The 22,493-nt window shown below is 55.1% G+C and carries 20 protein-coding genes; 11 read left to right on the top strand and 9 right to left on the bottom strand.

What is annotated here, in order from left to right; translation table 11 throughout:
- Positions 1-57: 57 nt before the first annotated feature.
- The 3 genes from rho to NQF86_RS06700 form a co-directional block, all read right to left on the bottom strand.
- Positions 58-1,368 (bottom strand): transcription termination factor Rho, encoded by a 1,311-nt coding sequence (rho, locus tag NQF86_RS06710; protein WP_266117045.1) that lies wholly within the window; start codon positions 1,366-1,368, stop codon positions 58-60.
- A 295-nt stretch (positions 1,369-1,663) separates the two neighbouring features.
- A complete protein-coding gene (locus NQF86_RS06705) occupies positions 1,664-3,208 on the bottom strand; it encodes a GMC family oxidoreductase (protein WP_266116867.1) in 1,545 nt (514 codons plus the stop codon).
- A gap of 434 nt (positions 3,209-3,642) precedes the next feature.
- On the bottom strand, positions 3,643-4,284 hold the full coding sequence (locus NQF86_RS06700; protein ID WP_266116866.1) for a gluconate 2-dehydrogenase subunit 3 family protein: 642 nt from the start codon (positions 4,282-4,284) through the stop codon (positions 3,643-3,645).
- 151 nt (positions 4,285-4,435) lie between these two features.
- On the opposite strand from NQF86_RS06700, the gene sucB reads away from it, so the two are divergent.
- On the top strand, positions 4,436-5,563 hold the full coding sequence (sucB, locus tag NQF86_RS06695; protein ID WP_266116865.1) for a dihydrolipoyllysine-residue succinyltransferase: 1,128 nt from the start codon (positions 4,436-4,438) through the stop codon (positions 5,561-5,563).
- A 91-nt stretch (positions 5,564-5,654) separates the two neighbouring features.
- On the opposite strand, the gene NQF86_RS06690 is transcribed toward sucB, so the two are convergent.
- Both NQF86_RS06690 and ahcY read right to left on the bottom strand, forming a co-directional pair.
- Positions 5,655-6,029 carry a DUF3597 domain-containing protein gene (locus NQF86_RS06690; RefSeq protein WP_266116864.1) on the bottom strand — a complete coding sequence of 125 codons (375 nt, stop codon included), beginning with the start codon at positions 6,027-6,029 and terminating at the stop codon, positions 5,655-5,657.
- Positions 6,030-6,118: 89 nt separating this feature from the next.
- Complete coding sequence (ahcY, locus tag NQF86_RS06685; RefSeq protein ID WP_266116863.1) at positions 6,119-7,417, bottom strand: adenosylhomocysteinase; 1,299 nt, start codon at positions 7,415-7,417, stop codon at positions 6,119-6,121.
- A gap of 291 nt (positions 7,418-7,708) precedes the next feature.
- Between ahcY and NQF86_RS06680 the strand changes: the two genes are divergently transcribed.
- The gene (locus tag NQF86_RS06680) at positions 7,709-8,791 is read left to right on the top strand and encodes a CorA family divalent cation transporter (RefSeq protein WP_266116862.1); all 1,083 of its coding nucleotides are present in this window, start codon (positions 7,709-7,711) and stop codon (positions 8,789-8,791) included.
- A gap of 327 nt (positions 8,792-9,118) precedes the next feature.
- The gene (locus tag NQF86_RS06675) at positions 9,119-10,558 is read left to right on the top strand and encodes a catalase (protein ID WP_266116861.1); all 1,440 of its coding nucleotides are present in this window, start codon (positions 9,119-9,121) and stop codon (positions 10,556-10,558) included.
- A 112-nt stretch (positions 10,559-10,670) separates the two neighbouring features.
- Here the strand turns inward: NQF86_RS06675 and NQF86_RS06670 are convergent, their stop codons facing one another.
- Both NQF86_RS06670 and NQF86_RS06665 read right to left on the bottom strand, forming a co-directional pair.
- Positions 10,671-11,300, bottom strand: coding sequence for a hypothetical protein (locus NQF86_RS06670; protein WP_266116860.1), 630 nt, complete (start codon positions 11,298-11,300; stop codon positions 10,671-10,673).
- Positions 11,301-11,398: 98 nt separating this feature from the next.
- Positions 11,399-12,103 (bottom strand): pirin family protein, encoded by a 705-nt coding sequence (locus NQF86_RS06665; protein WP_266116859.1) that lies wholly within the window; start codon positions 12,101-12,103, stop codon positions 11,399-11,401.
- A 156-nt stretch (positions 12,104-12,259) separates the two neighbouring features.
- Between NQF86_RS06665 and NQF86_RS06660 the strand changes: the two genes are divergently transcribed.
- Positions 12,260-13,177 carry a LysR family transcriptional regulator gene (locus NQF86_RS06660; protein WP_266116858.1) on the top strand — a complete coding sequence of 306 codons (918 nt, stop codon included), beginning with the start codon at positions 12,260-12,262 and terminating at the stop codon, positions 13,175-13,177.
- A 159-nt stretch (positions 13,178-13,336) separates the two neighbouring features.
- Positions 13,337-13,933 (top strand): NAD(P)H:quinone oxidoreductase, encoded by a 597-nt coding sequence (gene wrbA, locus NQF86_RS06655; RefSeq protein ID WP_266116857.1) that lies wholly within the window; start codon positions 13,337-13,339, stop codon positions 13,931-13,933.
- 86 nt (positions 13,934-14,019) lie between these two features.
- On the opposite strand, the gene NQF86_RS06650 is transcribed toward wrbA, so the two are convergent.
- Positions 14,020-15,105 (bottom strand): A/G-specific adenine glycosylase, encoded by a 1,086-nt coding sequence (locus NQF86_RS06650; RefSeq protein ID WP_266116856.1) that lies wholly within the window; start codon positions 15,103-15,105, stop codon positions 14,020-14,022.
- A gap of 97 nt (positions 15,106-15,202) precedes the next feature.
- Between NQF86_RS06650 and NQF86_RS06645 the strand changes: the two genes are divergently transcribed.
- The gene (locus NQF86_RS06645; RefSeq protein WP_266116855.1) at positions 15,203-15,781 is read left to right on the top strand and encodes a DUF721 domain-containing protein; all 579 of its coding nucleotides are present in this window, start codon (positions 15,203-15,205) and stop codon (positions 15,779-15,781) included.
- Positions 15,782-15,839: 58 nt separating this feature from the next.
- Here NQF86_RS06645 and serB read toward each other — a convergent pair whose 3' ends face one another.
- Entirely contained in the window at positions 15,840-16,736 is an 897-nt protein-coding gene (serB, locus tag NQF86_RS06640; RefSeq protein ID WP_266116854.1) for a phosphoserine phosphatase SerB, read from the bottom strand.
- 44 nt (positions 16,737-16,780) lie between these two features.
- Between serB and miaA the strand changes: the two genes are divergently transcribed.
- The 5 genes from miaA to speE all read left to right on the top strand — a co-directional run bounded on the left by miaA (position 16,781) and on the right by speE (position 22,476).
- The gene (miaA, locus tag NQF86_RS06635; RefSeq protein WP_266116853.1) at positions 16,781-17,764 is read left to right on the top strand and encodes a tRNA (adenosine(37)-N6)-dimethylallyltransferase MiaA; all 984 of its coding nucleotides are present in this window, start codon (positions 16,781-16,783) and stop codon (positions 17,762-17,764) included.
- A gap of 38 nt (positions 17,765-17,802) precedes the next feature.
- Complete coding sequence (ilvB, locus tag NQF86_RS06630; RefSeq protein ID WP_266116852.1) at positions 17,803-19,581, top strand: biosynthetic-type acetolactate synthase large subunit; 1,779 nt, start codon at positions 17,803-17,805, stop codon at positions 19,579-19,581.
- Positions 19,582-19,725: 144 nt separating this feature from the next.
- Positions 19,726-20,745, top strand: coding sequence for a ketol-acid reductoisomerase (gene ilvC, locus NQF86_RS06625; protein ID WP_266116851.1), 1,020 nt, complete (start codon positions 19,726-19,728; stop codon positions 20,743-20,745).
- 189 nt (positions 20,746-20,934) lie between these two features.
- On the top strand, positions 20,935-21,417 hold the full coding sequence (gene speD / locus NQF86_RS06620; RefSeq protein ID WP_266116850.1) for an adenosylmethionine decarboxylase: 483 nt from the start codon (positions 20,935-20,937) through the stop codon (positions 21,415-21,417).
- 177 nt (positions 21,418-21,594) lie between these two features.
- Positions 21,595-22,476, top strand: a complete 882-nt coding sequence (gene speE, locus NQF86_RS06615) for a polyamine aminopropyltransferase (protein WP_266116849.1) — start codon at positions 21,595-21,597, stop codon at positions 22,474-22,476.
- The last annotated feature ends 17 nt before the right edge of the window (positions 22,477-22,493 follow it).

Raw genomic sequence — 22,493 nt, 5'->3', positions numbered from 1 at the left:
AGGGCCATAACATATGGCCCTGCCTTTTCCTTTATGAACAACAAATTAGTCTGTTGCTCAGTTATTCATCGCATCGAAGAAGTCCTGATTGGTCTTGCTGTAGCGCAGCTTGTCCAGCAGGAAGTCCATGGCATCCATCGTTCCCATCGGGGCAAGGATACGGCGCAGGACCCACATCTTGGAGAGAGACGCCCGATCCACCAGCAGCTCCTCCTTACGAGTGCCGGACTTGGTGATATCGATGGCCGGGAAGGTCCGTTTATCAGCCAGCTTGCGATCCAGCATCAGTTCGGAGTTACCCGTGCCCTTGAATTCTTCGAAGATAACTTCATCCATGCGGGAGCCCGTATCAATCAGGGCCGTGGCAATGATGGTCAGGGAGCCACCTTCTTCAATGTTACGCGCCGCACCGAAGAAACGCTTCGGCCGCTGAAGGGCATTCGCATCCACACCACCCGTCAGCACCTTACCGGATGACGGCACGACCGTATTGTAAGCACGGGCCAGACGCGTAATGGAATCCAGCAGAATAACCACGTCACGCTTATGCTCAACGAGACGCTTGGCCTTTTCCAGCACCATTTCCGTCACCTGAACATGACGATGGGCTGGTTCATCGAAGGTGGAGGAAACCACTTCACCCCGGACAGACCGGGCCATATCCGTCACTTCCTCAGGCCGTTCATCAATCAGCAGAACGATCAGGAACACATCAGGATGGTTGGCAGAAATAGACGCTGCAATGCTCTGAAGCATCACCGTCTTACCTGTTCTCGGCGGGGCCACGATCAGGGCACGCTGGCCCATCCCAATGGGAGAGACCAGATCAATCACACGGGACGTATAATCTTTCTGATCCTTACGATCCCGCCCTTTGCCCTTGGCCGGAGCCGGGGCAGGCGCTGCATCCCCTTTCGGCTCGGTCTCCATACGGAGGCGGCGCTCAGGGAAAAGAGGGGTCAGGTTATCAAAATTGATGCGGGTCCGGACCTGCTCTGGCGCCTCAAAATTGATGGTATTAACCTTCTGAAGCGCAAAATACCGCTCTCCATCCCGCGGAGCACGAATCTCACCTTCCACCGTATCACCGGGGCGGAGCGCAAAGCGCCGTACCTGAGCAGGGGAAACGTAGATGTCATCCGGGCCTGGCAGGTAGTTGGCTTCCGGGCTGCGAAGAAAGCCAAAACCATCCGGCAGAATTTCGAGTGTGCCTTCACCATAGATTGCCTGGTCACGTTCAGCGAGGCTCTTGAGGATGGCAAACATCATGTCCTGCTTACGCAGAGATGATGCGTTTTCAACCTCCAATTCTTCAGCAAAAGCCAGCAGATCAGCAGGAGATTTCTTCTTCAGTTCGGCGAGATGCATGAAACTATGCGCCTTGATATGCCCCGGCGGGGATAAGGATCGGGATGAACGGAAGGCCAGTTTATGGGCTGGGTACCCGTACGGCCATGTGGCACATACGCCATGAGCAAACCAGCCATCAGGAACAGCAAAACCGTCACCCTGAAGAAAACTGGCAGAACTGCCTTCCGATGCGAAGGAGATGACCCGGCAGGCACAACAGGACGCCGCCGCCATGAGGTCGGCTTTCTTCCTAGGTGAAAGACGACCTCACTGTCAAGCAGCCTGCCGGGTCAGAGGGGATGAAAAAGACCCTTCAGACCACCTTCAGCATGGCATCGGCTGTCCTCAGAGATAGCGCCATAATTGTCAGGGCCGGATTAGCCGCCCCGGAGCTGGGAAAGGTGGAATGATCGCTGATCCACAGATTTTCAATATCGAAACTCCGGCCATACGGATTAACCACGGCCGATCCCGCATCAGTTCCCATCCGGCACGTACCGATCATATGTGCTGCACGGCTAATGACACGAATATCCTTTGCCCCAATGGACTCCCACATCTTCACCATCAGGCGGGAAGCATGACGGTGCATGGCGTCTTCATTCGGGCCGTATGTATGGTCAATCCGTGGCTTGGGCAGGCCAAAGGCATCTTTCTCATCAGACAACGTCACACGATTTTCATCCCGTGGAAGCGTCTCACCATGCATGCCAATACCAGCGCTATAGTTATAGGCAGCCAGCGTCCGACTCAGTGCCTCACCACGTCGGCCATCCGCCCGGACGAGATTAGCCGCCCATGTCAGAGGCATCATCCCCAGAGACTGAAGCAAATACCCCCCGGCAAAATCTGCATCTTTAGGGCGCACCATGTCTTCAGAAATGGTCAGAGACGGATATCCCTTATTCGGCCGGACTTCTTCATCAAACACACCCCAGACCTGCGTGGAAACGTGCGTCATATAATTACGCCCTACCTGCCCGGAACTATTGGCCAGATTGTTATTCAGCAACAGGCGGGCCGTTTCCACAGCACCGGCAGACAGCACGACAGCACGACATTTCTGCCGTTCTTCCCGACCATTGCGAATATAGATAACTGCTGTGATCCGTCCCTGACTGTCCCGTTCGAACCCTGTTGCCATACAGCCGGGGCGCAATTCGGCCCCATGAGCGCAGGCCAGAGGCAGATAGGTATTGTCCACGCCTGACTTAGCCCCATTCCGGCACCCCTGATGACAGGCCCCACAATTCACGCAGCGTTCTCGATGCCCGAAATGAGGCTGATCATGGTCCCTGGTAATGACGGCCACAGGACCATCAGCATGACGCAGCCCGACATTTTCACAAGCCTGACGCATCTTCAGGGCCGCCATATTGGGCGCTAATGGCGGATAGGCGTAATGACGGTTCGCATCCCATGGATAATGGGCAGGGCCACTCACGCCGATAAAACGCTCTACCTCCTCCACATAAGGCTGAAGTTCTTCAGCCCCAAAAGGCCAATCCACACCTTTTCCGCTTTCGCTGTACAAACGGTAATCACGTGCATCCATCCGGGGAAGGAAAGCGCCGTAATGAAGGAGCGATCCTCCTATGCCCGTGCCACTATTATTCCCACCAAAAGCCTGTGGCGTACCACCAGCTGAGAGCCGTTCATGCAGCCAGTATAGTTCCTGCGCTGCCGGTTCATCTGGCGTATGGGATCGGGCATCAAACGCCGGACCCGCCTCCAGAGCCACAACTTTCCGGCCTGCCATAGCCAGTTTTGCCGTCAGAGGAGCACCACCTGCCCCCGTGCCTATCACGACAATATCGGCGATTTCCTGAGAAAAATCAGATGTCTGTTTCTGCATCATGCAACTATTTCCGTCAGCTTTGGGATGAAAGATGTTTGTACTGGGGTACATGGGGATTGTACGGTCAGGGTCAGAGGAGGTACCGAGTACTGGGGACGGTACCGTACCCCCTTATAAAAAGGGGATTGTACACAGGTTCGTTGTGGAAAAAGAAGGATAACATCCTGGAGTCCCTGATTCAGCTAGTCTTCTGGAGTTGTACACACTGTGAGTAAGCTGGGGTACATTTTCAGAAAGCCGGGTACCCCAGTTTCCACAAGGTCTTTCAACATCATCTAAATTATAAATTTATAATTTAATTGTTGTACTGCTGGACGTTCCAAACGATAATTCCAGCATTGAACCAGAAAAATGCACAGGCGCAGGCGTTTCATAAAACCCTGAAATTTTCTTCTACAAGGAACCATTCCGTACCATCCTGACAGGCAGAAATATCATTCATTTCCTGTCTGGGAAGGAACCGAAAAACGGCGCTCATTTTCAGGTTCGAAAGTCTCTTTCCGTGTCAGAGAGTCGGAAGAAAATCCCTGAATTCTGGTATCTCCACCAGTCATGTTGGAAGAAATCCCCAGTTTTTCTTGAGTGATAGGATGCGCCAGAAAAGTCGCTACGATGGTATTACGCAGATCCCCACTCCATAAGGTCATTTGTGCAGGAGACAGAGGAGCTGAAAGATGGTGAGGAAGTGAACCATCAAAGGCCTTGTCTAAAACTGTACCACGTTGCCCAGCGTTCAGATCGGCATAAGTCTGAGAGAAAAGGGCAGATGCGTAGCAATTCAATGATGCCAGACCGGCTTCCCATGCTTTAAGATCGGTCGGAAGTTCTGCGAAACGCCATCCATCTCCTGAGCCAGCAAGTGCATGATCGATCATAACAGCTAAGTTGAGACGTACATCCCCCAACAGCGGCTCCTGAGGAAGGATGTCATCACATACAATCTGCAGAAGATCGAAAGCTTCCTGAGAGAGGTTCTCACGATGACCTTGTTCCTGTTTCATTCTATCCAACAGGATGGAACGTGTCCGGGACGATATGTGATCAGATTGAAGAAAAGCGGGAAGGGAACGGGGCATGGTATTTTCCTGCAAGATGAGGTGAAAAGACAAAGAGAAGGCTTTACCCTATCCGCCCATCAGGGGATATAAGAAGCATGAGTGGGTAAGGTCTCTTCCGGTAGGTAGAAGGTCAGTCCTTTTTTTCAAGTTCTGGATGGCGGGAGTCACAATGGCGGTTGAAATTAAAATTCCTGTGCTTGGTGAAAGCCTGAAACAGGCAACCGTGATGCGTTGGCTGAAACAGTCTGGCGAGTATGTGCAGGCCGGGGAGACTGTTCTGGAGCTGGAAACGGACAAGGTCACTCTGGATGTTCCGGCTCCGGTTGCCGGGCAGCTGAGCCATGATCTGGCAGAAGGCACAGATGTCGATGTTGGGCAGGTCGTTGCCTTCATTGACGATCAGGCCGTTGCGCCCGTCAGGACTGAAACACCTTCTGTTGAGACTCATCAGCTTCAGGAAGATGAACGCAAACTGACCGATCATGGCCCGGTTTCTTCCACTCCTGTTGAAAAGCCCGTGGCTGATGGTGGTACTGTCGTGAAATCCACTTCTGCGGTTCCAGATGTCAGGTCGGAAGACCACACAAGTGGAAAAGAGGGTGAACGGCGTGTGCCCATGAGCCGCCTACGCCAGACTATTGCCCGGAATCTGAAGGCTGCCCAGAATAACGCCGCCATTCTGACTACATTCAATGAAGTGGATATGAGTGCCGTCAAGGCTCTACGTGGCCAGTATCGTGACCTGTTTGAAAAGAAACATGATGGAGCCCGTCTGGGGTTCATGTCCTTTTTTGCCCGGGCTGTTGTCGGAGCTTTGAAAGACTTTCCGGTGCTGAATGCTCGGATTGAAGGCAATGAAATCGTCTATCAGGATCATGTCAATCTGGGCATTGCCGTTGGGACGGAACGAGGGCTTGTCGTGCCGGTTCTGCGGAAAGCGGAGACGCTGGGCTTTGCCGAGCTGGAACGGCAGATTGCCGATTATGGCAAGCGAGCCCGTAAAGGCGGTCTTGCCCTGAAAGAACTGGAAGGCGGCAGTTTTACCATCACCAATGGCGGGATCTTTGGGTCGTTGCTGTCCACTCCGATCCTTAATGCGCCGCAATCTGGTGTGTTGGGAATGCACGCCATTCAGGATCGGCCTGTTGCCCGGGATGGGCAGGTGGTAATCCGGCCCATGATGTATGTGGCCCTTTCCTACGATCACCGTCTTGTTGATGGGCGGGAGGCTGTCAGCTTCCTCGTGCGGCTGAAAGAGTTGATTGAAGACCCGAGGCGCTTGCTGCTGGATATCTGAACCAGCCTAAAGGCAAAGAAAAACCCTCCGCTCATGCAGGAACGGAGGGTTTTTCTATCTGGTCAGGATATGTCCTGACGGTTGTGAAGGATCAGTGACCCCAGCCAGCCGGAATCTTGCCGCCATTATTGGCCAGCTCGGTGTAAACCTGCTTGATGAGCCAGACGTTCATCGTGGCTGTATCGTTCTTGTCCCCGGTATAATGCAGCTCGTCTGCCAGTGTCTGACGGGCCTTCAGGGAACTGTCGAGGCCCAGAAGCTTGAGCAGATCGACAATGGATTCCTTGTAGTTCAGGGGCTGACCAGCCTTGGCAGCCAGTTCTTTCAGAACGGCATCCACATCCACCTGAGCGACAGAAGCAGCAGCGGCAGGCTGTGCCGTTTCCGCAGCCTCAGCAGAGGAAGACCCGAACAGGCTTTTGGCAAAGCCGGAAACCTTTGTGACGATATCGTTAAAAAGACCCATGATATGTTCCTTCCCTGAAGCAGGAATGAATGGTCAGTGATAGCCCTGCCATCGGGAATGATGGCAGGACCCATATGACAGGGAGGTGATCAGTAACGGTACAGGTCGTGTTTGAACGGGCCTGTTGGGGAAACCCCGATATAATCCGCCTGAGCCTGTGTCATTTTGGAGAGCGTAGCGCCCACCTTTGCAAGATGGAGAGCGGCAACCTTTTCATCAAGGATTTTCGGCAGGGTATAAACTTTTCCTGCCTCATACTGGCCGGCCTTCGCGTTCCAGAGTTCAATCTGGGCCAGTGTCTGGTTGGTGAAGGAAGCGGACATTACGAAGGACGGATGACCTGTGGCATTACCCAGATTGACCAGACGGCCTTCGGAAAGAAGAATGAGGCGGCGGTTCGGAGCCAGCTCAATTTCATCAACCTGCGGCTTAATGTTGGTCCATTTGTGGTTACGCAGGGCAGAGACCTGAATCTCGCTGTCGAAATGGCCGATATTGCAGACGATAGCCCGGTCCTTCATCTCACGCATATGCTCAATGGTGATGATGTCTTCATTCCCTGTGCAGGTCACGAAGATATCACCACGAGGGGCAGCATTTTCCATCGTGACGACTTCATAGCCTTCCATGGCGGCCTGAAGGGCACAGATCGGGTCAACTTCTGTCACCAGCACACGGCAGCCTGCGCTGCGGAGGGAAGCGGCAGAGCCTTTACCCACATCACCATAGCCGGCCACGACAGCCACCTTGCCAGCCATCATGACATCCGTACCACGGCGGATAGCATCCACGAGGCTTTCACGGCAGCCATAGAGGTTATCGAACTTGGATTTGGTCACGCTGTCATTGACATTGATAGCCGGGACCTTGAGCGTGCCCTTGCGCTCCATGTCCCAGAGACGATGCACGCCCGTTGTGGTTTCTTCGGAGATACCACGGACGTCCTTGAGCAGCTCAGGATATTTCTCGTGCATGAGAGTGGTGAGATCGCCACCATCATCAAGGATCATGTTGGGGGTCCAGCCATCCGGGCCTTTGATGGTTTGTTCAATGCACCAGATGAATTCTTCCTCGTTCATGCCCTTCCAGGCGAAAACGGGAATATTGGCGGCGGCAATGGCAGCAGCAGCCTGATCCTGTGTGGAGAACACGTTGCAGGAAGACCAGCGAACTGTAGCGCCAAGGGCGATGAGTGTTTCAATCAGCACGGCGGTCTGAATGGTCATGTGCAGGCAGCCGGCGATCCGGGCACCCTTCAGAGGCTGGCTTTTGCCATATTCTTCACGAAGGGCCATCAGGCCCGGCATTTCGCCTTCGGCAATGGAAATTTCCTTGCGGCCCCAGTCGGCCAGGGACATGTCACGAACCTTGTAATCCTGCGTAGCCATATGTGCTTCCTCAGCTTTCAGCAGTTGATGATTATGGATGGAACCGCGGGGGAGGCGAGGCCTGTTCACGGTTCAGGCATCGGAAAAACTATAGAGCCTTGCTGAAGGGGTGGAAAGAACAGCGGGGCAATAGTTTTCCGCCAGAAAATGGCAGTCTCCATATTGCGTCCCTTCGGGCAACGTGCCAGAGAACGGGCGATATCCACATGTCTGGACCATCGGCTCCTCCGGGCGGGAGGTATGGCCCGTTGCCTTCGTTCCGGGCAGGACACGCTGTAATGGGGGGTGGCTGTGCCCGACAATACTGTTCCGAATTTTTCTTTCACAGTGCTTGATCCATCCTTGAAGGATGCTCCCCCTATTGCCCGGATCAAGGGGCTTGTCTGGGCGATTGAGGCCATACCGGGGAAAGGAACCCGACCGCTGGAAGTTGAAGAAGTGCAGCGCATTCTTCAGTCTCCGGGCGGGGAGGGATATGATGTTGCCTCTGGAGAAAGTGGCTGGTGCTGGCTGCATTTCGATACGGTGCACAGCTCGGCCCGTAGTTCTGTAGGCCGTCTGCCGGGGATGCCGGAAGATGTTGGTACCATGCTGGCTGAAACGGATTATGGCATCGCCTTGGAAGCCGCTGATAATACCGTCTGGGGGGCCTTGCCTGCTTTTGATGATGCTCTGGCGGAAGAAGATCGGGAAATCTGTGCGTGGCGGTTTGCCATGCGGCAGAACATCCTGATTACGACACGGCGTACACCTATTCCCGTTCTGGGGTCGGCTTATCGGTCCCTTCAGACGCAGGGTATTCCCCGGAATCCGGCTGGGGTGATTGACCGTGTGTTACGGGATTTTACGGGTACGGTGCGGCGTCAGCTGGCGCAGCTTGATGATGAGCTGGATCGGGCTGAGGATGTTCTTCTGGCTATCGTTCATGGGTCCGATCTTGGTCATTTGGGCGGTATTGTAGGTAAGGTCCGCCGCCGCTCGACTGAGCTGCGGCGTGTGGTCATGCCAATTGACCGTGTTTTGCGGGATGAAGACCTCGAGCTCCCCGAATGGGCTGAAGACGATCTGCGAGACCGTGCCGAACGGCAGATTCATGCGGCTCTGGATGATCTCATCGCTTTGCAGGATCGTGCCCGCTCCCTACAGGATGAACTGGCTTCCAGTCAGGCGGAAGAAACCAACCGCCGCCTGTGCATCGTGTCCATCGTGACGACCCTTATGCTGCCGGCCACTCTGGTGACGGGGTTCTTTGGCATGAATACGGGGGGGATGTTTCTGGCCTCTGGTGGGTTGGGCACCATCTTTGCGGGTGGGCTGTGTGTGGCCGCCATGGCCGTGACCTTCATTTTCATGAAGATGGCCCGCCTGTTCTGAGAGCGGTGAGGTAGTAAACGGCCTGCTTTGGTAATAGGGTTTTACTGGTCCTATTAATAACAGAAATAACCAGAAAGACGTTATTGAGTATCATTCTCATAAATGATGGTTGTGGCTCTGTTAAAAGCTTTTAATCAAGATTAATTTCACAGCTTTTTCAAAAGTGAGGGGATAGACAGTGCTCGAAAACTTACCTACCATTCTTAATTAAAGGTTGATACCGCACTGGATCAGGACTGTTTATTAGAGAAACAGGATCAATCATCTTCCTTTTCCTGTAGGTGATACCTATCTTCTGAAATCAGATTGAAGGAAGGAGTCCTTTAGATGTCTGAGAAGAATATCATTCGTACGACTGCCGGTGCCCCGTGGGTGAGCAATCAGGACAGCAAGTCTGCTGGTCCTCGTGGCCCGCTGCTGCTGGAAAACTATCAGCTGATCGAAAAGCTGGCTCATCAGAACCGTGAGCGTATTCCGGAACGTACCGTGCATGCCAAGGGTTATGGTGCCCATGGTACACTGACCATCACCAAGGATATCACGAAGTATAGCTGCGCTTCCATCTTCTCCAAGGTTGGCAAGAAGACGGACATGTTCCTGCGTGCTTCCACCGTGGCCGGTGAACGTGGTGCTGCCGATGCCGAGCGTGACGTTCGTGGTTGGGCACTGAAGTTCTATACAGATGACGGTAACTGGGACCTGGTGGGTAACAACACCCCGGTCTTCTTCATCCGTGATCCGATCAAGTTCCCGGATTTCATCCACACACAGAAGCGTCATCCCCGCACCAACATGCGCTCTGCTACGGCCGCTTGGGATTTCTGGTCCCTCAGCCCGGAGAGCCTGCATCAGGTGACGATCCTGATGTCCGACCGTGGTATCCCCAAAGGTATCCGCAACATGAACGGGTATGGTAGCCATACCTATTCTCTGTGGAATGCCAAGGGTGAGCGTTTCTGGGTTAAGTTCCACTTCAAGACCCAGCAGGGTCATGAGTTCTACACGAACGAAGAAGCTGCCCAGATCGTGGCCGGGAACCGTGAGTCCACTCAGGAAGACCTGTATGAGAACATCGAGAAGGGGAACTTCCCCAAATGGACGTTCTATATTCAGGTGATGGAAGAAGAAGAAGCCGAGCGCGTCAACTTCAACCCGTTCGATGTGACCAAGGTCTGGTCCCACAAGGACTATCCGCTGATCGAAGTCGGTGAGCTGGAACTGAACCGCAACCCGGATGATTACTTCTCCGAGGTTGAGCAGGCTTCCTTCTCTCCGTCCAACATCGTGCCGGGTATCGGTTTCTCACCGGATAAGATGCTTCAGGGCCGTATCTTTGCCTATGCGGATGCTCATCGCTACCGTGTCGGCACACATTACGAATCCCTGCCGATCAACCGTCCGAAGTTCAAGGTGAAGAACTATCACCTCGATGGCGCCATGCGGTTTGATGAGCCGAAGCGCGGTGATGGTGACTTCTATGAGCCGAATTCTTTCGGTGGTGCGGTAGAAGACCTGTCCGTGATGGAGCCGCCGCTGCGTGTGAGCGGGGATGCTACCTACTACGAACATCGTACTGATGGTGACGACTTTGCACAGCCTCGTGCTCTGTTCCATCTGTTCGATGATGCGCAGAAGCAGCGTCTGTTCAACAACATTGCCGGTGCTATGGCTGGCGTGCCGCAGAACATCATTGAGCGTCAGCTGGGTCTGTTTGAGAAAGTTGACCCGGCCTATGCCGAAGGTGTCCGCAAGGCACTGAAGGGCTGAAACCCTTCTCGGGTTGCCTTTCAGGAAACTGGAAGGTGACCCAATAAAAAGCCCTCAGGGAATCAACTCCCTGAGGGCTTTTTTTATACCCAGTCCATGACAGGTTGATCCGTTAGCTGGAGCGGCGAATGGTAAAGCTGTGTTCCTGATGCGTATCGACCTGTTGCAGGCTCATCTGTGTTTCCTGCCCCTGTGGCAGATGTCCCAGTTGGATCAGCGTATTCAGATTGTCCGATAGGGAGAAGGCAATAGTCCCAAGGGCAAATCCGTAGGGAATATCCGATACGAAATTGGCCGGTGCTATGTCAGCCTCGGAACTGTCTGTGACTTTAGCCATTACCGGGTTGAAAAGCATGGCAAGCCCCAGAAAACCGTCTCTGGTCAGGGGAATAAAATGAGCTTCCGATGTGTCAGAAGGTTCACCAAGCCAGCCCTGTGACACTTCTTCCGTGGCGTGTAGCGTTACCAGAGTGGGGGGAATAAAAGTGAGCTCCACATCCGGCAGGGGGAAGGGTAAGGAAACACGTTTTTGAAACCGTGCCCGGACGGGGGTTGCCATGTCGTCCTGAGGGAGCGGAGCACTTAAGATGAGGCTCAGCCCCGGCAGGGTACGGGCGTCAAATGGCTTGCGGATGATCCGGTCGCCTAGCGGGTCATGGTCGAGTATCCGGCCTGTGGCGTCCAGAAGCCAGACTTCCTGCGGCGGAGATGTGGGAGTTTCGGGGGAAAAAGGAGGGCTCATGAAAGGGATGTCCTGTCTTTGTCACGGACAGGCTTATATGTTTCACGGGAAACATTCCAGATGAAAGAGCCGCTTTTTCATCTGGAAGTTCCATCAGGTCACGGGGCTGTATCGACCAGTACAATCTCCGTATTATCGTCCAGTGCCTCCAGAGAGAGGGTTTCCTCATTGGCGATGGCGGCACCGCTACGGGTGGTGACAGTTTGCCCGTTCAGAAACAGGCTGCCAGTTGCTGGAACAAGATAGCCACGCCGGTCTTTCCCAAGACGGTATTCTGTTTTCTGGCCTTTCTGCAAAGTCAGCCCCAGAACACGGGCATCGGTGTGGATGGGCAGAGCGTCTTTGTCCTCTGCATAGCCAGACGCCAGAATTGTGAACTGATCTGTCTGTCCATCCTTCGGGAAGTGACGTGTACCCCATGAGGGTTTATGGCCGCCTTCAGTCGGAATAATCCATATCTGGAAGATCTGTGTCGGGATGGATTCATGGTTGTATTCGCTATGGAATATCCCCGTTCCAGCCGACATGACCTGCACGTCACCGGCTTCAGTCCGGCCTTCATTGCCGAGGCTGTCCTTGTGCGTGATGGCGCCTTGGCGAACATAGGTAATGATTTCCATGTCCCTATGAGGGTGCATTCCAAACCCGGTACCGGGAGCGATGGTATCGTCATTCCAGACACGCAGAGCGCCCCAGCCCATGCGTTCGTAATCCAGATAATTAGCAAAAGAAAAATGGTGATGAGCATCCAGCCAGCCGTGATTGGCGTGGCCGAGCTGGTTGAAAGAGCGGATATCGATCATTGTCTGATGCTTTCGCCTGTTGAAGACATAACAATAGGTAGGGCGTGTAAGAGACATTTCATATAGAAACAAAAGAAAGACATTGTTGTCATATTTTATATGATCATATGATGTGCATTTTCTGGGAACAGATGAAGGAAAGAAGGGATCAGGAGTATGAAGCTGCCGGACTTTGAGGCATGGGGGATTTTTGCCAAAGTTGCCGAGCATGGTTCTTTCTCTCAGGCCGCTAAGGAGCTTCAGCTATCACCGCCGACAGTGTCTAAAGCGGTCAGCCGTCTTGAGGAGTCGCTCGGTGTTGCGCTGTTCAGCCGCAACTCTCGGCATATGTCCATCACGCAGACGGGTCAGCTCGTGTTAGAGCGCGCCAATCGCATGTTTCTGGAGGCAGAACTTGCGGAGAATGAGGCCCGGGGTGGGCGCATTCAGCCTTCCGGGCTGGTACGTCTGACAGTGCCGACAACCTTCGGCCTCCGTTATGTGGCACCATTGCTACCGGCTTTTCTTGAAGCCTATCCAGAGATCGATGTGTCCATTAGCTTCACTGACACATTCGTTGATCTGGTGTCTGAAGGGTATGATCTGGCAATCCGCATTGCCACTCTGGCCGATTCTGCTCTTAAGGCTCGTAAGATATGTACAGTGCGGCGTCTGCTCGTGGCCTCTCCGAGTTATCTGGACAGGTTGGGCCGCCCTACGCATCCGAGAGAGCTGGAGGGCAAAAAGGGCTTTGTATATATGAACAGCCCGACATGCGGGATCATCCGCTTTACGGAACAGCAGACAGGCGAGAGCCATACACTGTCCCAGTCGGCACGAATTCGTGCGGATAATGCCGAAGGGTTTCTTCCAGCGCTGGAGGCAGGTCTGGGTTATGGGTTGCTGCCAGACTTCATGGTGAATGATGCTATTCGTGCGGGGCGGCTGGAGGAGATGATGCCTTCATGGCAGGTGGAGGATGTCACGCTCTATCTCGTGACGACAGCTACGAAATTGCGGCCCCAGCGGGTGAGTATGCTGATGGATTATCTCGTCCGGCAGTTTGAAACGCCCTCATGGCGCCTTCCGCTTTGAGGATTTTTTACAAAGGTGGAGTAAGGATTAAGGATGGTTTCAAAAGCTGAAAGGTTTTCTTTCTGATTTTGGTCTGTTCAGGTGATGAGAGGCACGTTATCCCTGAACACAGTTATAGCTTTCGCCATGTGACGAAGCGAACAGAAAAGGCGGCTTAAAATGTCCAAGATTCTCGTACTTTATTATTCCTCCTATGGTCATGTTGAGACTATGGCGCACAATATCGCCGAGGGCGTGCGTGCTGCTGGTGTTGAGGTCGCCGTGAAGCGTGTGCCGGAGCTGGTGCCGGAGGAAGTCGCTAAGGCCGGACACTTCAAGCTGGATCAGGAAGCACCGATCGCCACGCCAGATGAGCTGGTCGAGTATGATGGGATCATCGTTGGTGCCCCGACTCGTTTCGGGCGTCTGCCGTCTCAGATGGCCAATTTCTGGGATCGTACGGGGGGCCTCTGGGCCGGTGGCAAGCTGATCGGCAAGGTCGGTGCCGTGTTTACTTCCACAGGGACCCAGCATGGTGGTCAGGAGACGACATTGTACTCCCTGATGTCCAACCTGTTGCATCATGGCATGGTCATCAGCGGCCTGCCTTACAGCTTCCAGGGCCAGATGCGGAATGACGAGATTGTTGGCGGCGCACCTTATGGTGCCACGACAATCGCCGGTGGTGATGGTTCCCGCCAGCCGAGCACAACAGAGCTGGAAGGTGCCCGCTTCCTCGGTGAGCATGTGGCCGGTCTGGTTAAGAAGCTGGCCTGAGGTTTCATTACCTCGCTTAGTTGTTCAGGAGAGAGAAGGGGAGGCCGGAGTTCCGGCCTCCTTTTTTATGTTTCATGTGGAACATGTCAGTCTGCTGCTGGTTTATGCTTGCGCCCGACCAGCAGACATTTCTTCATCACGCTGGAAAGAATGGCCTCTTTAAGAGGACGAAATCGTCCATGAATGAGGTCGATGGGATAATTGCTTTTTTCAGGCAGAGTGCAGCCATAGACACGGATAAGTAGCGTGAAGTGGCTGAATATATGTTTCACCTCGCCACATTTGTCCCAGTGAGCCTGTAGGGGCGCATAATGGGTGAAAGCCGTTTTTGCTAGCTCATCCGGGGAGGGTGTGCTTTTGCCGTCCGACCATGGTGTGCCGGGTAGTTCATCCGTTCCACCGAGCAGCCCCTCCGGCGGCCGGGAACGCAGCAGGACATTCCCTGCTGAATCCATGACACGGAACAGGATGGCATGGCGGGTCGGGCGTGCTTTCTTCTTTTGTCGTGCGGGGAGGGATTCCGCCATGTTGCGGGCATTGGCAAGGCAGCAGTCCCGCCATGGGCATGTCAGACAGGAAGGAGAGCGGGGTGAGCAGAGGCTGGCTCCAAGATCGAATAGAGCCTGTGCAAAGTCGGACGGGCGGGCTTGCGCTGCCGGATCGTCATTCAGATGGCTGGCAAGCTGGGCCAGCAGAGGGCGGGATGCAGGCAGAGGGTCTTCCACAGCATTCAGCCGTGCCGTGATGCGCTCCACATTTCCATCGACTGGAACGGTCGGAATATTGAAGGCAATGGCCGCCACGGCCCGGGACGTATAGGCCCCGATGCCGGGGAGTTTCTGTAGCCCTTCAATCGTGCGGGGAAATGCCCCCAGCTTATGAACAGCCTGCGCACAGGCGTGGAGATTCCGGGCCCGTGCGTAATAACCCAGCCCGGCCCAGAGCTGGAGGACATCTTCCTGAGGGGCTTCTGCCAGAGCATCAACAGTCGGGAAGCGTTCCAGAAAACGCTCATAATAAGGAATGACGGTCTGCACGACCGTCTGCTGAAGCATGATTTCGCTCAGCCAGACATGATATGGATCGGCCTGCTGGCCGGGTGCTGCCCGCCATGGCAGGGTCCGGCGATGGCGGTCATACCAGCGGAGAAGAAGGGAAGAATCAGGTGTCACGCCGGTGTCTATGACGAAGAAAAGACGCCGGGGCAAGGGGTGGAACAATGCTGGATGATTCCCGCCCGTTCAGGAAATGATGGTATGAAGGGGCTTCATGAAGTCTGACAGGATGAACCATATGGCAGAAGATAACGGTGTGAAGAAAACTGCCCGTTCATCTGGCGCAGGGTGGGAACCGAAAGCGGGAGGGCAGGGCTGGTCCGAACGCCGCCGAGGAACGGCCCGCATGATCGGGGCATTTCTGCCAGCCCTGACAAAGCCCATTTTCCGCAAGAAATCACCGCTCTATGTCCGGCTGCTCATGGAATGGGACACGCTGGTCGGTCCGGCTCTGGCAGAAGTGAGTGAACCATGTCGCCTGCGGCCCGGCGTGCTGACCATACGCTGTTGTGGCCCTGCTGCGGTAGAAATGCAGTATGCGGCCCCTCGTATTCTGGCCAACATCAACACGGCTTGTGGCCTGTATGGGGATGAGGCCCTGCATCACATCAAGTTGGTGCAGGACCGTCCCGTCCAACGCAAGCGGTCAGTCCCGTCAAAACGACCATGGAAGGACGCTGCCCCTGTCCCTGTAAGTGGTATTGAGGATGATGAGCTGAAAGAAACACTGGCCCGTTTAGGGGGGCATATTCGTGCCAAGAGGCAGGGCACAAAAAAGGCCCGCCGTTTTTAAACGCACGGGCCCGGGCCATGCCGCCGGCAGAGCCGGCTGACATGGAAAGGTGGGTGTCTTATTTGTCACCCACGATATCAGAAGCCTTGTAGCCCTGTGCAAAGAGATGCACACGCATCCCGGCAAAATTGACCTGCTGTTCGATCACCTGACGGACATTCGGCTTTGCGTGGTAGGCAATGCCGAGACCGGCAGCCTTGAGCATGGGGATGTCATTGGCACCGTCACCTGTTGTCAGGCTGGCGGAGAGCTTGACGCCCCGTTCGGCGCAGATAGTTTCCAGATGCTCTTTCTTGGCATCGGGGCCGAGAATGTCACCCAGAAGCTGGCCGGTGATGATGCCGTCCTTGATCTCCAGCTTGTTACCGTAATGTTCGTCAAAGCCGAGCGTCTTGGCGGCCCGTTCCGTGAACCAGTCGAACCCGCCAGAGATGAGAGCCGTGCGGGCTCCATTGGCCTTCATGGTCTGCACCAGTTCCTTGATACCGTCCGTGAAGGGGAGGTGCGCCAGAACGTCCTTCAGCAGGGATTCAGGATGGCCCTTCAGGCCGATGGTCCGCTTGCGGAGAGATTCATCAAACTCCATTTCGCCATTCATGGCACGTTTGGTGATCTCAGCGACATAATCGCCTGTCCCGGTTGCCTTGGCCAGATCGTCCAGTGTCTCGCCATCAAAGATGGTGCTGTCCATGTCGGAGACAAGCACGGCTTTGCGGCGGCCACGGGTCTTTGTGAGAATGGCGTCAACCTTGTAGGGAGCAAGGGCAGCACGGATTGTTGCAGGCGTGGCATCACCGGGGCCGGGAGGCGGGCAGAAAATGTCAACAGCTTCACCTTCGGACAGAACGACCGGCGGTTCACCTTTGACAAGATTGCGGGCAATGTCGATCGCCTCTTTGGGAAGAGTCCCGTGGCGGCGATTGGCAACAAGAGTCAGAACACAGGGAAGGGACATGACATCTCTCGCTAAAAGATCAGAAGATATGGCAGAATAAGTGTATGAACTCTCCTGAAAACGCTCTCATTGTGGCGGGACCGACCTGTTCGGGCAAGTCGGCTTTGGCTTTTCATTTGGCAGACCTGTATTGTGGTACGGTCATCAATGCTGATTCCATGCAGGTTTACAGGGAACTGCGCATCCTCACGGCCCGTCCCAGCGAGGAGGAGGAAGCGGCTATTCCCCATCGTCTTTACGGGATTTTGCCTGCTGCCACACCCGGAAGTGTGGCGTGGTGGCGGGAGCAGGTTCTGGCAGAAATGGCGGCCTGCTGCAGGGCGGGGCGGTTGCCAATCCTTTGCGGTGGCACGGGCATGTATCTTCGTGCCCTGACGGATGGGCTTGTGGAAGTCCCCGATCCCGGAGAGGAGGCGCGACAGGAGGCCCGTGCCCTGCTGGCGGAAATCGGCCCGGAAGCTCTACACGAAAAGTTGATGCAGGCGGACCCGCAGACAGCTTCCCAGCTTCATGAACAGGATTCCCAGCGTATCAGCCGGGCATGGGAGGTTCTTGTAGGGACAGGCCGGGGGTTAGCCTCGTGGCGGGAGGATAAGGCTCTGCCAGCGGCTCCTTATCGTTTCATTTCGCTTCAGCTTGACCCACCCCGTGATGAATTGCGGGCTGCTATCGCCGAGCGTTTTGATGACATGGTGGAAGCCGGTGCGCTGGAAGAAGTGGCCGCCTTGAGGGAACAGAAGCTGCCTGCCAGCCTTCCCGCCATGCGAGCCCATGGCGTGCCAGAGCTGGGACAGGTGCTGGAAGGCCAGTGCAGCATGGAGGAAGCCCGTCTGGCAGCGACCCGTGCCATTGGCCGTTATACCCGCCGTCAGGCAACGTGGTTCCGCCATCATGCGCTGAGTCAGGAGGGTGATGGCGAAATAATATTTCAAAGAACGAGCTCAAAAGAGTTCTTTTCGAGTGAAAAAATGCGTGAAATTGAATATTTTATATCATCCAGAATTGACGGGCCCGCTCTGGGGCGATAGAGCAGAGGCGTTGCGTTAACCGGCAGAAGGAATACGCCATGCCCGCCAGCGAGACAGCCCGCATGATGGCAACAGGTGCTGAAGTCGTTCTACGTGTTCTTGAAGAAGAAGGCGTGGACGTCATTTTCGGCTATCCCGGTGGCGCAGTCCTTCCCATTTATGACGCCCTGTTTCAGCAGAAGAGGATCCGTCACATTCTGGTCCGGCACGAGCAGGCCGCAACCCATGCGGCAGAGGCCTATGCCCGTTCTACCGGCAAGGTTGGCGTGGTGTTGGTGACATCCGGTCCCGGTGCAACCAATGCCGTGACGGGCCTGATGGATGCGAAGATGGATTCCATCCCGCTGGTCTGTCTGGCAGGTCAGGTGCCCGTGCCGCTGATCGGCAAGGATGCGTTTCAGGAAGCGGATATGGTGAGCATCACCCGTCCGGCGACCAAGAACAGCGTTCAGGTGCGTGAGGCCGGGGCTCTGGCACCAACATTGCGGGAAGCGTTCGCTCTGGCCCGGTCCGGTCGTCCCGGCCCGGTTCTGGTGGACCTGCCCAAGAACATTACAGTTTCTGAAGCGCCGCTGTCGCCCCGTCCGGCAAAGACGGAGGAGAAAAAGGCGGAGGCTTCTCTGGATGCACAGGCTGTCAGCCGTGCTGTAGAGGCCATGAAGAAGGCCCGCAAGCCGCTGTTCTATATTGGTGGCGGTGTCATCAATGCAGGGCCGGAAGCGGCAAAGCTGCTGCGGACACTGGCAGAGAAGACGGGCTTTCCCGTGACATCCACCCTGATGGGGCTGGGCGCCTATCCGTCTTCCAGCGACCATTTTTTGGGGATGCTGGGGATGCATGGCTCTGTGGAAGCCAACATGGCCGCCCATGACTGCGATGTGCTGATCGCTCTGGGCGCCCGGTTTGATGACCGGGTGACGGGTCGTGTTGACGGGTTCTCACCTCATTCCTTCAAGATTCAGGCGGATATCGATCCTCGTGAGTTCGGCAAGATCGTGAAGGTTGATGTTGCCCTTCAGGGTGACCTCAAGGCCACGCTGAAAGCCCTGCTGGAAGGTTGGGGCGATGAAACGGCCCCGGACCTGTCCGGCTGGTGGCAGGAGATTGAGCAGTGGCGCGCCGTCAAAGGGTTCGGCTTTGAGCAGGATGAGGCTGATACGGCCATTATCAAGCCGCAATATGCCATTAGCTGCCTGTATGAGGCCGTAAAGGCCAGCAAGCGGGACTGCTTCGTATCCACCGAGGTCGGGCAGCATCAGATGTGGGCTGCCCAGCATTTCGGTTTCGATGAGCCTAATCACTGGCTGACCTCTGGTGGTCTGGGGACCATGGGTTATGGCCTGCCTGCCGCTGTGGGGGCTCAGATCGCTCATCCTGAGGGGCTGGTGATTGATATTGCCGGTGAGGCCTCCACCCTGATGAATATTCAGGAGCTGGGCACCATTGCGCAGTATCGCCTGCCGGTGAAGATTTTCATCCTGAACAACCAGTATATGGGCATGGTGCGGCAGTGGCAGGAGCTGGTGCATGAGTCCCGCTACTCCCAGTCCTACAGTGCAGCCCTGCCGGACTTTGTGAAGCTGGCTGAATCATTCGGTATCCGTGGTCTGCGGGTTGAAACGAAGGGCGGGCTGGATGACGCCATCAACACCATGCTGACCCATGAGGGTCCGGTGCTGGTGGATGTGCATGTGGAGCAGGAAGAATGCTGCTTCCCGATGATCCCGTCCGGGGCCAGTCATGACCAGATGCTTCTGGGGCCGGATCGTGTCTTCGGTGGTGCAGAACTTACAGAAGAAGGCAAACGCCTCGTCTGAGTTTTCGGGTAACAGTTTTACCAGCCGTCCAATAATATTTCAGATGAGGACGGCAGGATTGAGTATTTCATATTTGGGGAGTAACTCCCTGTCGGTACAGGATGATTGAGGGGCCTGTACCTGTTGCGAGGAAGGAAGAAAGCCATGCGTGTTTATTATGATCGTGATGCAGATATTAACCTGATCTGCGAGAAGAAGGTTGCCATTATCGGTTACGGCAGTCAGGGCCATGCCCATGCCAATAACCTGCGTGACAGCGGCGTGAAGGATATCGTGGTTGCCCTGCGTCCGGAGTCCAAGGCGAAGGCCAAGGCTGAGGCTGCTGGTTTCCGTGTCGTGACCCCGGCAGAGGCTGCCGCATGGGCCGACGTTGTGATGATCCTGACACCGGATGAAGGTCAGGCTGCCCTGTACAAGGAACAGCTGGCCCCGAACCTGAAGTCTGGTGCGGCTCTGGTGTTTGCTCACGGTCTGGCCATCCATTTCCGTCTGATTGAGCCGACCCCGGATATGGACGTGTTTCTGATCGCTCCGAAGGGCCCCGGCCATACTGTTCGTTCTGAATATCAGCGTGGCGGTGGTGTTCCCTGTCTGGTGGCCGTGCATCAGGATGCATCCGGTCAGGCTAAGGATGTGGCTCTGGCCTATGCGTCCGCCGTTGGTGGTGGCCGTGCCGGTGTGATCGAGACAAGCTTCCGTGAGGAAGTGGAAACTGACCTGTTCGGTGAGCAGGCCGTGCTGTGCGGTGGTACGATCGAGCTGATCAAGGCTGGTTTCGAGACACTGGTGGAAGCTGGTTATGCACCGGAAATGGCCTACTTCGAGTGCCTGCACGAGATGAAGCTGATCGTGGACCTGCTGTATGAAGGTGGCATCTCCAACGTCAACTACTCCATCTCCAACACGGCGGAATATGGTGAATATGTCAGCGGTCCGCGTGTTGTGACCCCGGCTGCCAAGGATGCCATGCGTGAGGTTCTGAAGGATATTCAGAACGGTACGTTCGTGCGTAACTTCATTCTGGAAAACCAGTCCGGTAATGTGGGCTTCAAGGCATCCCGTGCCCGTGACGAGCAGCACCAGATTGAAAAGGTTGGTGCAAAGCTGCGTGAAATGATGCCGTGGATCGCCAAGAACAAGCTGGTCGATAAGACCCGCAACTAAGAGCCAATAAATGGCTTTTACGAATGGGGAGGATTTTCCTCCCCATTTTTTATTTGTGGCTTCATTTGGGCAATTTACCCATGAGGGAGCAGAATAGAGTTGCGTTAAGCGTTATATTCCCCTAGAGGTCAAGCCTTCCGCTCCTTCATTGGGTGAGGATGCGGCAATCTACTGGTTCAGGGGTACGTTATGGACGCACTTGCTCGACTGGGGATGGAATCGGACCTTCCGAGAGATATCCAGAACACAGAAGCAATCGATACAGTTTTTGAAGACTGTAAGGACTTTTTCATCAAGCGTGATGGTATTACCTACGCAGGGAACCATCTGCTCATAGATTTCTGGAACGCCAGAAATCTGGATAACCCCGATCAGATCGACGCCACTCTGAGGCGTGCTGCCGAGGCAGCCGGGGCAACCATTCTTCATGGTCATTTCCACCATTTTACACCAAATGGCGGTGTATCTGGTGTGCTGGTTCTGGCCGAGAGCCATATTTCCATCCATACATGGCCTGAGCGTCATTTCGCTGCCGTTGATATCTTCATGTGCGGTGTGTGCGATCCCAATCTGTCCGTTCCTGTCATGCAGGAGCTGTTTCAGGCTGGGCGCGTGGAGATTGATGCCTTCAAGCGTGGGCGTGTCAGTTCGACACGACATACGGGCCGGTAAGCTGGATCGGGAAAGACCGGGTTTTCTCCCTTATTTCCAATAGATTCCATGAATGTTCCTGTTCGCTGGTCAGCTTTCATGCTGGGTGAGGGAGCGGGGGTAGGGGGCTGCGTCTCATGCCGTACCCGTCCATGGTGGGCGGCAGGCGTAGTTCCATGAAGAAGAAAGGATGCCGCCATGACTTCTGGCACGTCTTCCGGGACCTGGTTTAACGAGGCCCTTTATCCCGATTGGGGTCAGCGCTTCAAAGTGGTGAAAGAGCTGGTCCACAAAAAATCACCGTTTCAGGATATCCGCATTTTCGAGAGCAGCAGCCACGGGCGTGTGCTGGTGCTGGATGGCATTGTGCAGATCACGGAACGGGACGAGTTCATCTATCAGGAAATGCTGGCCCATGTGCCGCTTTTCATGCACCCGAAGCCCCAGCGTGTCCTTATCATCGGGGCTGGTGATGGCGGTGTGCTGCGCCGTGTCCTCCAGCATAAGACGGTCGAAAAGGCTGTTATGGTGGAGATTGATGGCGATGTGATCGAACTCTCCAAGCAGCATCTGCCCATGTTCGGTAAGGATGCGTGGGATGACCCACGGGCTGAGGTCATCGTTGGGGACGGGATCGATTACGTCAAAAAGGCTGGTGATGCGTCTTTTGATGTCATCATCGTGGACAGTACGGACCCGATCGGCGTGGGTGATGTTCTCTTTACGGATGATTTCTATAAGAATTGCGCCCGTATCCTTTCGGATGAAGGGATTATCGTCAATCAGTGCGGTGTTCCTTTCCAGCAGGCGGATGAGCTGCGGGAGACAACGGCCCGCCGTGCCAAGTTCTTCCCCCATGTCACGGCCTATCTGGCAGCCGTGCCGACTTATGTCGGTGGTTTCATGACGTTGGGTATGGCCAAGAAGGGCACGCCGCCGCATAAGCTGGATGTGACTGAACTGGCCCGCCGTGCCAGAGAAGGGAATATCGAGGGAAGCTGCCAGTATTGGACGCCAGAGGTGCATGTTGCCTCTTTCAGCCTGCCTCCTTATATCGCCCAGAACCTCCCTCGTTCGTGAGGTCATAGAGAAGGAAC

The organism is Bombella pluederhausensis, from assembly GCF_026385525.1.
Classification (GTDB): Bacteria; Pseudomonadota; Alphaproteobacteria; order Acetobacterales; family Acetobacteraceae; genus Bombella; species Bombella pluederhausensis.
The sequence above is the reverse complement of the archived record's forward strand: the minus strand, read 5'-3'. Positions and strand labels throughout refer to the sequence as shown.